Origin of the sequence: Streptomyces qinglanensis (assembly GCF_900111245.1) — a bacterium.
Taxonomy (GTDB): domain Bacteria; phylum Actinomycetota; class Actinomycetes; order Streptomycetales; family Streptomycetaceae; genus Streptomyces; species Streptomyces qinglanensis.
Genome location: NZ_FOGO01000019.1, coordinates 65,482 through 76,769, shown reverse-complemented (window position 1 = coordinate 76,769; position 11,288 = coordinate 65,482). Strand labels below are relative to the sequence as shown.

Here is an 11,288-nt window from a genome sequence, read left to right as displayed (position 1 = left end):
TGGCGCAGATCCGGCGGCGCGCGCCCGGCAGCGCAGAACCTGCAACGCCGGTGAAGACCCCGCAGTGCCGGTCCGGCGCCTGTCGAGCCGGGCGCGGCGTCCGCTCACCTGTATGAATGTTCAGCGCTCGTCCCGGGTCTCCCGGGATGCGAGTCGCGTGCACCCGGAACACCCTGGGTAGCCAGAGAGTTCCGTACGGTCAGGAGGCCGGTCTCATGCGATCGATGCGCTGTAAGCGAACAGGAGCCCGCCGCGTCGGGGGGCGTCCCGGAAGTCGCCCCCTCGTCCTGGGGGCAGCGCTCATAGCGGTGCTGCTCGCTTCGGTGGCTCCGCAGTCCGTCGCGCAGTCCCCCGCCCACGACGCGAGTCCCGGCAAGGTCGTCATCGGAGGCTCCCCGGTGAGTGCCGAGGCGCATCCGTGGGTGGTGGCGCTCTCCAGCCGGGCCCGGTTCGGGCCGCGGCGCTCCGGCCAGTTCTGCGGTGGCGCTCTGGTCGGACCGCGCACGGCGGTCACGGCGGCGCACTGCCTCAGCCGTGAGGTGTTGGGGGCCGACTCCTCCCAGGTCGACGACCTGCGCGTGATCACCGGGCGCGGGGATCTGACGAGCACGGCGGGCAAGGAGATCGCAGTCGAGTCGTCGAGGGTCAACCCGGACTACGACCCGACATCCAACAGAGGCGACATCGCGGTGCTGCACCTGGCGTCCTCCGTGCCGCGGGAGTCCGTCCTTCCGTTGGCCCAGGAAGGTGATCCCGGCTACCGGGCCGGCACACCGGCCTCGGTCTACGGCTGGGGCGACACCACCGGCCGTGCGGATTACGCGACCACCCTGCACGCCGCACGGGTGAACGTCCTGCCGGATGCGGACTGCCGACGGGCCTATCCCGGTTCCCTGGACGGAACCTACGACCCGGCGACCATGATGTGTGCCGGGTTGAAGCAGGGCGGCAAGGACGCCTGCCAGGGGGACAGCGGGGGTCCGCTGGTCGCCCGGGGCAAGCTCGTGGGACTCGTCTCGTGGGGGATCGGCTGTGGTCAGGCGGGACGTCCGGGCGTCTATACGCGGATCTCCGCGGTCGGATCCTTCATCGGGGACCAGGACGGCGCCCCTGCCCCAGCCGGGAGCTGAAGGGGCCGCGAGGCGCGCTCCCGCGGGGCTCCGGGCCCGGGGGCCGGAGCGGGCGAGGTGACGGGGCGCGAGGCCCGCGAGCGGTGGCGCACCTCGGCCGGGCGCCGACCTTGTCACCCGTCCGGACGAGAGCGGCACGCTGTGTCGTTGACCGGAGGCGGGTGGACAGGGCTCACGCGACGTGGGCAGGCGTCACGCAGGAGGGGCAGGCGTCACGCGGCGGTGCTGTGGGTGCTCCCGTCGGGTCCGGGGCCGCGAATGACGAGGGCGGACGGTCCTCCCGAAGGTCGGGAGGACCGTCCGCCGGATCCGGCCTGCGCCGGGGAAGCTCGTCGGACGTGGACGCGAAGCGTCGTTCCGGACGTGGACGCGAAGCGTCGTTTCGGACGTGGACGCGAAGCGTCGGTTCAGCAGGTCAGCGTTCGTCTTCGCCTGCGGTCGCGGGAGTCGCGGTGAGCTTCTCCGTCTCGTCCTGTATCTCCGCGGCGATCTTCTTGAGCTCCGGCTCGAACTTGCGGCCATGGTGGGCGCAGAACAGCAGCTCTCCGCCGCTCACGAGGACAACGCGCAGGTACGCCTGAGCGTTGCACCGGTCACAGCGGTCGGCTGCCGTCAGCGGAGTCGCGGGGGTCAGAACTGTAGTCACGTCGCCTCTTCTCTAGCTCGACGAGCTGTCGTACCAGGGTCAACATCCAACCAGGCCGAAAACGTTCCCGCACTGGCCTTCATTCCCGAACTTTTTTGGCCGGGAGGCCGGATTGTTGCCGGGTGGCGGCGAATGGGCCGTATTGCAGGGGTTGGGGGCTTTCCGTCGGTGGTCCGTCGATGTGTTCGGTCTGTCGTTCGGTCTGTGACGGTGGGTGGTGGCCGGCTCTGCCAGTGGCGCTGGCAGGTCTGTTTCGTGGCGTTGTGTCGTCCTCCGACTCCGAGCCGTTCAACCCGGCGTTGTGGAGGACGTGCCCGGAGCCTAAATGGTTCATGCCTCGATGGGAACGTGATGTGTACGGCACCCGAGCTCTTATCGAACAGGATATCGAACGTGGGATAGCATGGCAGTTCTCCTGTTCCGTCCGCTGGGTCGCACGCCACGTGCCCTCTTGGGCCTCGGTACCCTCTGACGCGGCAACCCAGCCGTCTCATGCAGAATTCAGCGAGGAGCGAACCGCGTGACCGCCGACATGTCCGTGCCGTCCACCGCACTGCTGACCGGGGCAGACCGCGAGGGCGGTTCCAATTACACAGCGCGGCATCTGCTCGTTCTGGAGGGGCTCGAGGCCGTCCGCAAGCGGCCCGGCATGTACATCGGCTCGACGGACAGTCGCGGCCTGATGCACTGCCTCTGGGAGATCATCGACAACTCGGTCGACGAAGCCCTGGGCGGCTACTGCGACCGCATCGAGGTCACCCTGCACGACGACGGCTCGGTCGAGGTCGGCGACAACGGCCGCGGCATCCCGGTGGATGTGGAGCCCAAGACCGGGCTCTCCGGGGTCGAGGTCGTGATGACCAAGCTGCATGCCGGCGGCAAGTTCGGGGGCGGTGCCTATGCGGCCTCCGGCGGTCTGCACGGCGTGGGCGCCTCGGTCGTCAACGCGCTCTCCTCCCGGCTGGACGTCGAGGTCGACCTCCACGGCAGGACCCACAGCATCAGCTTCCGCCGCGGTGTGCCCGGCATCTTCACCGAGTCCGGGCCCGACGCGCCGTTCGACCCCTCGAGCGGGCTGCTCAAGGGCAAGAAGGTCCCCAAGACCCGTACGGGGACCCGGGTGCGCTACTGGGGGGACCGGCAGATCTTCCTCAAGGACGCCAAGCTGTCACTGGAGACGCTGCACGCGCGGGCCCGCCAGACGGCCTTCCTGGTACCCGGACTGACGATCGTCGTGCGGGACGAGCGCCGCCTGGAGGACGAAGGCGTCGCGGAGGAGACGTTCCACTACGACGGCGGTATCAGCGAGTTCTGCGAGTACCTCGCGCCGGACCGGGCGGTCTGCGACGGGCTGCGGCTGCAGGGCAAGGGCACCTTCAAGGAGACCGTGCCGGTGCTGGACGACCGCGGGCACATGATCCCCACCGAGGTGCAGCGCGAGCTGGGCGTCGACATCGCGCTGCGCTGGGGGACGGGGTACGACACGACGCTCAAGTCGTTCGTCAACATCATCGCCACCCCCAAGGGCGGTACCCACGTCTCCGGGTTCGAGCGTTCGGTCACCAAGACGGTCAACGAGGCGCTGCGTACGCACCGGTTGCTGAAGGTCGCCGACGACGACGTCGTCAAGGACGACGCGTTGGAGGGGCTGACCGCCGTGGTGACGGTCCGGCTGGCGGAGCCCCAGTTCGAGGGGCAGACCAAGGAGGTGCTGGGCACCTCGGCCGCCTCGCGCATCGTCACCCAGGTCGTGGCCAAGGAGCTGAAGGCGTTCCTGACCTCCTCCAAGAGGGACGCCAAGGCGCAGGCCCGGGCGGTGCTGGAGAAGATCGCCGCCGCGGCCCGCACCCGGGTCGCCGCGCGGCAGCACAAGGAGGCGCAGCGCAGGAAGACCGCGCTGGAGTCCTCCGCGCTGCCGGCCAAGCTGGCCGACTGCCGCGCGGACGACATCGACCGCACCGAGGTGTTCATCGTCGAGGGCGACTCCGCGCTGGGGACGGCCAAGGTGGCCCGCAACTCCGAGTTCCAGGCGCTGCTGCCCATCCGCGGCAAGATCCTCAACGTGCAGAAGTCGTCGGTCTCCGACATGCTCAAGAACGCCGAGTGCTCCTCGATCATCCAGGTGATAGGAGCCGGGTCCGGACGGACCTTCGACATCGACCAGGCCCGGTACGGCAAGGTCATCTTCCTGGCCGACGCGGACGTGGACGGCGCCCATATCCGCTGCCTGCTGCTGACCCTCTTCCAGCGCTACATGCGGCCGATGGTCGAGGAGGGCAGGGTCTTCTCCGCGGTGCCGCCGCTGCACCGCATCGAGCTGATCAACCCGAAGAAGGGGCAGGACAAGTACCTGTACACCTATTCGGACAACGAGCTGCGCCAGACGCTGCTGGAGCTGGAGAGGAAGAAGGTCCGCTACAAGGAGTCCATCCAGCGCTACAAGGGCCTGGGCGAGATGGACGCCGACCAGCTCGCGGAGACCACCATGGACCCGCGCCACCGCACGCTGCGGCGGATCAACATCAGCGATCTGGAAGCGGCCGAGGAGGCGTTCTCCTTGCTGATGGGCAGCGAAGTGGCCCCGCGCCGGGAGTTCATCAGCTCCTCCGCCTCCACGCTGGACCGCTCCCGCATCGACGTCTGACCGGCAGCACACCGGCCGGCACCGGCAGCACGCCCGCCGGCACCGGCAGCACGCCCGCCGGCACCGGCGGCACATCGGCCGGTACCGAGGGCACACCGGCCTGCGGCGCCCCACCCCTGCACTCCAGAACCAGGTTTCACCTGAAGGAGTGAAGGGGTGGGATTGCGCTGAAGGTGATCTTCAGGATGCGCGCATTCTGGGGCATGCGCATCGACGATCCCTGGTACGACGTCCTGGCCACGGGCGGGGCCGAGGTCCACGGCACTCCTCCCGGTACCCCGCTCCAGCAGGCCGGTCCACCTCCTCCGCGGCGGGAGCCGGCGCCGCCTGCCGCGTACGGCGTCTATCCCACCGTCCAGCGCAGTGCCGCCTTCCAGCAGGTACGCCGCCGCTACCGGCGCTTCGCGCTGCCCGTCAGCGCGGCGTTCCTGCTGTGGTATCTCGGCTATGTGGTGCTCGCGGTCTGCGCACCCGGTCTGATGGCGAGATCCGTGGCCGGGGTGCTGAACGTGGGAATGGTCGCCGGTCTCGCGCAGTTCGCCACCACATTCCTGCTGACCTGGCTCTACACGCGCCACGCCCGACTGCGCAGGGACCGGCTCGCGCTCGAACTGCGCTGGGAGACCCAGGACATGGCCCGCAGCGCGGTCGCGGCGGCCGGGCCCGGCGGGGCCGCTTCCGGAACGGCCGGGGAGGCCGCGAGGTGAGCGGCCATCATCAGACCCTGACGCTGCTGCTGTTCAGCGCCGTCGTGGCCGCCACCCTGGCCATCACGAGCTGGGCCGGCAGCAGACGGCGCGGCTCGGCAGAGGAGTTCTACGCCGGGAGTCGCCTCTTCACCCCTCTGGAGAATGGTTTCGCCCTCGCCGGTGACTACATGTCCGCCGCCTCCTTCCTCGGCATAGCCGGACTGATCGCGCTCTACGGCTACGACGGGATGCTGTACTCCGTCGGCTTCCTGGTGGCGTGGCTGCTCGTGCTGCTGCTTGTCGCCGAACTGGTGCGCAACTGCGGGCGCTACACCCTCGCCGACGTGGTCGCGGTACGGATGCGCGAACGGCCCGTGCGGATCGCGCTGGGGTGCTCCTCGGTGGTGGTCTCGGTGCTGTACCTGGTGGCGCAGATGGTGGGCGCGGGCAGCCTGGTGGCGCTCCTGCTGGGCAGCCACGGGGCGGCCGCGCACACCTGGACGGTGCTGGGTGTGGGCGCGCTCATGGTCTTCTACGTCATCTGCGGCGGGATGCGGGCGACGACCTGGATCCAGATCGTCAAGGCGGTGCTGCTGATGGGCGGTGCGCTCACGCTCAGCATCCTGGTGCTGCTGCGCTTCGGCGGCGACCTGGCCCAACTGCTGACCAGTGCTGCCGGACGCAGCGGCCACGGCGCGGACTTCCTCGCCCCCGGTCTGCGCTACGGCGGAGCCGGGTGGGCCTCCCGGCTCGACTTCGTCAGCCTCGGCCTGGCGCTCGTGCTGGGCACGGCCGGGCTTCCGCACATCCTGGCCCGCTTCTACACCGTGCCGACCGCGCGGGCGGCCCGCCGGTCGGTGGTGTGGGCGATCGGCCTCATCGGGAGCTTCTACCTGATGACCATCGTGCTCGGCACCGGCGCGGCCGCGCTGGTGGGCCCGGACGCCGTGCGCCGGTCGAGCCCAGCGGGGAACACGGCCGTCCCACTGCTCTCCGCCGAGCTGGGCGGCGGCGCTGACTCCACCGGGGGAGCCGCCCTGACGGCCCTGGTCGCCGCCGTCGCGTTCGCCACGATCCTGGCCGTGGTCGCGGGGATCACCCTGGCCGCCTCGGCCGCCGCGGCACACGACCTGTACGCGTCGTTCGCCCGGCCCGGTACCGCCGCCGGGCGGGGTGACCCCGCCGGTTCCCCGCCCTTCCCGCGGCAGCGTGGCGGCGGCCGGAAGCGGCAGCGTGGCGACGGCAACCGGACGGACGAGGTCTCCGTCGCCCGCGTCGCCGCCGTGGCCGTCGGGGCCGTCGCCATCGGGCTGAGCCTGCTCGCGCAGGAGCTGAACGTGGCGTTCCTGGTGGGGCTCGCCTTCGCCGTCGCGGCCTCGGCCAATCTGCCGGTCCTGCTGTACGCCCTCTTCTGGCGGCGGTTCACCACACGCGGTGCCGTCTGGTCGGTCTACGGCGGGCTGCTGCCCGCGGTTGTCCTGGTGGTGTTCTCACCGGTCGTCTCGGGCAGCCCGCAGGCCCTGTTCCCCGGCCGGGACTTCGCCTGTTTCCCGTTGGAGAACCCCGGCCTCGTCTCCATCCCGCTGGGCTTCCTCGCCGGCTGGCTGGGCACCCTGCTCTCCCGCGGCGACGCGGACCCGGCACGGTATGCCGAGTCCGAGGTGCGTTCCCTCACGGGAGCGGGCGCGGTGTGATCCCCCTCCTGACGCCGCCCGGTCGAGGGCGTCGCGCCGGGCGCGGCTGCCTCATCCGGCGGGCGGCTCGCCCCGGCGCGGTCCACGGTCGGCCGCGGTCGCCCGCGGATGCAGGGCCTCCGGCAGGTCGACGGTGAACTCGGCACCGCCGTCGGGGCTCTCGCCCACCCGCGCACTGCCGCCGTGCCGTTCGGCGAGCCGCCGGACGAGCGCGAGCCCGAGCCCCCGGCGGCCGTGCGCGGGCGGCTCCTTGGTGGACCAGCCCTCGGCGAAGACGGCCTCCCGGTGCTCGGCGGGGACACCGGGGCCGCTGTCGGCCACCCGCAGCGTGAGCCCCGTCCGGCGTGGCCCCTCGTCAGGGGTGAGCCCCACCGTCACGCGGCCGCCGGGCGAGCCGGCGGCCGCGTCCAGGGCGTTGTCGACCAGGTTGCCCAGGACCGTGGCCAGCTCCGGAGGGTCCACCAGCCGGTCGGGCAGCAGCGTGCCGGGCGCGATGCGCAGGGAGAGGCGGCGCTCGGCGGCCACCGTGGCCTTGCCGACGAGCAGGGCGGCGAGCATCGGGTCGCGGAGGTGCTCGGAGATCTCCTCGGCCGTCGCCCGGTGCACACCGACGGCATCGCTCAGACAGTCCACCGCGTCCTCGACCAGGCCCAGTTGCAGCAGTCCGAGCAGGATGTGCATCCGGTTGGCGTGCTCGTGGTCCTGAGCGCGCAGGGCGTCGATCAGACCCTGCGAGCCGTCCAGTTCCCGGCCGAGGAGTTCCAGTTCGGTCCGGTCGCGCAGGGTGGCGACGGCACCGCCGTCGTCGGTCGGCATCCGGTTGGCGACCAGCACCCGGCCACCGCTGACGGTCAGCAGATCCGGCCCCGGAATCTCACCGGCCAGCACGTCGGCCGTCCTACCGGGGCCCAGGGCTTGGTGCGGGGACATCCCCAGGTGCTGCCGGCCCAGGTCGAGCAGCCGCTGCGCCTCGTCGTTGACCAGCCGCAGTCGCCCGGCCGCGTCCAGCGCGACCACACCCTCGCGGATGCCGTGCAGGACGGCTTCCCGCTCGGCCAGCAGGGCCGTGATGTCGGAGAACGCCACGTCGTGGGTGCGTTTCTGCAGCCTGCGGAAGACGAGCAGCGCGGCGAGCGCGCCCACCCCCAGCGCGCCGCCCGCGTAGGCGAGCAGACCGGGCAGGGCGCGGACGAAGCGGTCGCGCACGCTGTCGTAGGCGATGCCGACCGAGACGGCTCCGACGACCTTCCCCGCCGCGTTCCGCAGCGGCACCTTGCCCCGGGCCGATCTGCCCAGCGTGCCCTCGTCGATGTGGTGCACCTCCCGGCCGGCCAGCGCGGGGCCGGGGTCGGTGGAGACACGGTGGCCGATGCGGTCCGGCTCCGGGTGCGACCAGCGGATACCCCGGGTGTCCAGTACGACGATGTAGCTGGCACCGGTGGCCCGGCGGACGCGCTCGGCGAGGCGCTGGACCGGGCCCTTCGGCTGCGGGCCCGCGCCGCCGGTCAGCAGGTCGTCCAGCCCCGGCTCCGCCGCGGTCGCCTGGGCGATGGCCAGGGCGCGGCGCGACGCCTGGTCGTCGAGCTGGTCGCTGAACGGCGCCAGGAACAGCCCGGTCGCCACGGCCGTCACGCCCGTGACGACCGCCAACTGCATGAGCAGCACCTGGGACGAGACCCGCCGGGGCCGGCCGGGGGTGCGCAGCGGGCGCGGACGTCCCGGAGGACGGGGGCCGGGCGGTTCCGGGACGGAGTCGCTGCGGGGCGGAGACATGCCGGTGGTGGTCACGGGCAACCTCATGGCGGGCGGGGACGGGCGGCAGGCCCCCCGGACGGAGGACGTCCCGGACGGTACCGACCCGTGCCGACGGCCGCACCGGATCGGCCGGACCGGCACGGTCCCGGTCCGGTCCGCCTCTGCCGTCGCCGCCGGCCCCTCACGTGGTGCGTGGGGCCGGCAGTTCCTCGAACCGGACCACGTCCATGCGCACCGGTGCAGCCGGTGCGGCGCCGCAGCTCGCCGGAAGGGGAGGGCCCTCGGCGCGCTCGCGCAGCGCCACGTTCCAGCGGCGCCCGTCGATGTGTGTGACGGTCACCTGCCAGCGCTGCTCCTCGCAGCCGTGCCGCGCGGGCTCCTGGCGTACCGCGGACACGGTCAGCGCGTGCGCGGCCGCTTCGCCGGTGCGCGCACGTACCGCCAGGTCCGCCGTCTGTCCCGGACGGTCCCAGGCCGACCGGCCGCGGCAGCCGTCCGTCAGCACGAGACCGTCCCGGACAGCGTCCACCACGCCCTTCACCGCCGTCGCGGTGAGCCGCCCGTACGCGTAGCCGTAGGGCAGCACCAGCAGGGTCGGTGCGAACCGGTGGCCGCCGATATGGGTGATCTCCCAGACGTCCGCCCCGCCGGACGCCACCAGTTCGGCCGCCAGCGGCCTGCCGAGCAGGGCGCAGCAGCGGTCGCGCCTGCCGTTCGTGCACACCAGGGCCAGGGGATCGCCCTCGTACGGCTCCCAGCCGGGGCCCGGAAGTGCGGTGTTCCGCGGCGCGGACCGCGCACCCGGGGGAGCGGTGTCCAGCGCCGCGAAGTCCAGTTCGCGCAGCGCCGCCAAGCCGTCGCCCCGGAGCGTCGTCGTACGGATCCACGAGTCGCCGGGGTCCGTGCGGGCGAGGAACACCCGGTGCTGCGCGGTGGTGGCGCTCTCGGCGTGCCGTCCGGGACGGCGGATCAGGGCGACCCGGCCGCCGTGCGCGCTCGCCGCCGCGTCGAGCGCCTGCCCGAGGTCCGGGTCCAGCCGGCTCTGGGTCAGCGCCTTCCTTCCCCAGGGGCCCGGCTGCTCGATCAGCAACCAGGTGCGGGCTGTCGCCGCCGTGCCCGCGAGAGGCTCGGCCAGGTCCCGGGAGGCGGTCGCACACGTGCTCACGCAGGCGAGCCTAACCTGGGGCGCCGTACCGTGCGCGGACGCGTTCCCGTGCGCTCGTCTCTCCGTGCGCTCGGGCCTGTGCTCCGGACGGCCGGGGGTGCCCTGCGCAGAGCGCGACCGAGTCCGCTTCGATACGATCGGCTCGCGTTCCGCGGCCGCGGGAGGGGATCCGCGAAGCCGCCGGAGCGGCAGGAGGCAGGAGGTTCGTCAGGCGTGGGCGTCACGGAAAGCGGAGCGCGGCGGGGCGCGGTGGGCGGCCGGATCCCGGTCGTGGTGCTGGCCGGATTCCTCGGCTCCGGGAAGACCACGCTCCTCAACCATCTGCTGCGCACCGCCAGGGGCACCCGCATCGGCGCGATCGTGAACGATTTCGGAAGCATCGAGATCGACGCCATGGCGGTCTCCGGCCAGGTGGACGCGATGGTCTCCCTGGGAGACGGCTGCCTGTGCTGCGCGGTGGACACCAGCGACATGGACGAGGTCCTCGACGTGCTCGCGCGGCCCGCCGCCGGGATGGACGTCATCGTGATCGAGGCCAGCGGGGTGGCCGAACCGGAGACGCTGATCCGGATGGTGCTGGCCAGCTCGAGCCCGCACATCGTCTACGGCGGTCTCGTGGAGGTCGTCGACGCGGCCGAGTTCGAGTCGGTCCGGGTCCGTCATCCCGAACTGGAGCGCCACGCCGGCGCGGCGGACCTGCTCGTCCTCAACAAGGCCGACCGGGTCACCGACGACCACCGGGAGGCTCTCCACACGCAGTTGCGCCGCCTCAGTCCCGGTACACCCGTCGTGCCCGCGTCCTTCGGCCGCGTCGATCCGGCGCTGCTGTTCGACCGGGTGCGGCGTGCGCGGCCGCCTGTCGAACAGCTCTCGTTCGACTCGCTGCTGTACGGCACCGATGACGACGACGGGTACTCCGGTGCGGGGCCCTCCGATGCCGGACACGGACCTCCCGCTGCGGGGCGCCCGTGCGAGGGCGGCGACAGCCACCACGACCATCTGCACGACCTCTACGAGTCGGTGGAGTTCGCCGCGGACCGGGCGCTGGATCCGCGCCGCTTCCTGGAGTTCCTGGACACCAGGCCCGCGGGTCTGTACCGGATCAAGGGCTATGTGGATTTCGGCGCGGCGGACCCCGAGCACCGCTACGAGGTGCACGCGGTGGGCGGCTTCCTCCGGTTCGCACCCGAGCCCAGGCCACGGTCCGGGCACCGCGGGACGGAACTGGTGCTGATCGGCTCCGGTGTGGACGGTGCGGCGCTGCTCCGCGGTCTCCACGCCTGCACCGCCGGTCCCGAAGCCCCGGACGAACAGGCCCTGTGGGGAGTGCTCCGCTTCGTCGACCGCGCCCCGGAGGACGACGGCGGGTACGGAGGCGACGAGCCCCCGTACCCCGAGCCCTACTCGTACCCCGAGCCCGACTCGTACGGCCCGTACGGCGAGGACGGGTCCGGCCCGTACGACGAGCCCGGCGCCGTCCAGGAGTTCGCCGGGTAGCCGGTGTCCCGGCAGACACCAGCCGCACACTGCCTGAGCATGGACAAGCGGCTCGACCCGGCGGTCCT

8 protein-coding genes are annotated in these 11,288 nt (G+C 72.2%); 5 read left to right on the top strand and 3 right to left on the bottom strand.

The features are described 5' to 3' along the window. Positions 1-215: 215 nt before the first annotated feature. On the top strand, positions 216-1,130 hold the full coding sequence (locus BMX65_RS29200) for a S1 family peptidase (protein WP_177214376.1): 915 nt from the start codon (positions 216-218) through the stop codon (positions 1,128-1,130). A gap of 415 nt (positions 1,131-1,545) precedes the next feature. Here BMX65_RS29200 and BMX65_RS29195 read toward each other — a convergent pair whose 3' ends face one another. Continuing rightward, entirely contained in the window at positions 1,546-1,776 is a 231-nt protein-coding gene (locus BMX65_RS29195; protein ID WP_075003361.1) for a DUF7455 domain-containing protein, read from the bottom strand. A 520-nt stretch (positions 1,777-2,296) separates the two neighbouring features. On the opposite strand from BMX65_RS29195, the gene BMX65_RS29190 reads away from it, so the two are divergent. The 3 genes from BMX65_RS29190 to BMX65_RS29180 all read left to right on the top strand — a co-directional run bounded on the left by BMX65_RS29190 (position 2,297) and on the right by BMX65_RS29180 (position 6,803). Continuing rightward, on the top strand, positions 2,297-4,420 hold the full coding sequence (locus BMX65_RS29190) for a DNA gyrase/topoisomerase IV subunit B (protein WP_075003360.1): 2,124 nt from the start codon (positions 2,297-2,299) through the stop codon (positions 4,418-4,420). A gap of 185 nt (positions 4,421-4,605) precedes the next feature. Then, entirely contained in the window at positions 4,606-5,127 is a 522-nt protein-coding gene (locus BMX65_RS29185) for a DUF485 domain-containing protein (RefSeq protein ID WP_239501935.1), read from the top strand. Next, entirely contained in the window at positions 5,124-6,803 is a 1,680-nt protein-coding gene (locus tag BMX65_RS29180; protein ID WP_075003359.1) for a solute symporter family protein, read from the top strand. The genes BMX65_RS29185 and BMX65_RS29180 overlap by 4 nt, the downstream gene beginning before the upstream one ends. Positions 6,804-6,854: 51 nt before the next feature. On the opposite strand, the gene BMX65_RS29175 is transcribed toward BMX65_RS29180, so the two are convergent. Next, positions 6,855-8,576, bottom strand: coding sequence for an ATP-binding protein (locus tag BMX65_RS29175; protein WP_420856809.1), 1,722 nt, complete (start codon positions 8,574-8,576; stop codon positions 6,855-6,857). 163 nt (positions 8,577-8,739) lie between these two features. Then, on the bottom strand, positions 8,740-9,723 hold the full coding sequence (locus tag BMX65_RS29170; protein ID WP_075003358.1) for a ferredoxin family protein: 984 nt from the start codon (positions 9,721-9,723) through the stop codon (positions 8,740-8,742). Positions 9,724-9,936: 213 nt separating this feature from the next. On the opposite strand from BMX65_RS29170, the gene BMX65_RS29165 reads away from it, so the two are divergent. Further along, positions 9,937-11,220 carry a CobW family GTP-binding protein gene (locus BMX65_RS29165; RefSeq protein WP_075003357.1) on the top strand — a complete coding sequence of 428 codons (1,284 nt, stop codon included), beginning with the start codon at positions 9,937-9,939 and terminating at the stop codon, positions 11,218-11,220. The last annotated feature ends 68 nt before the right edge of the window (positions 11,221-11,288 follow it).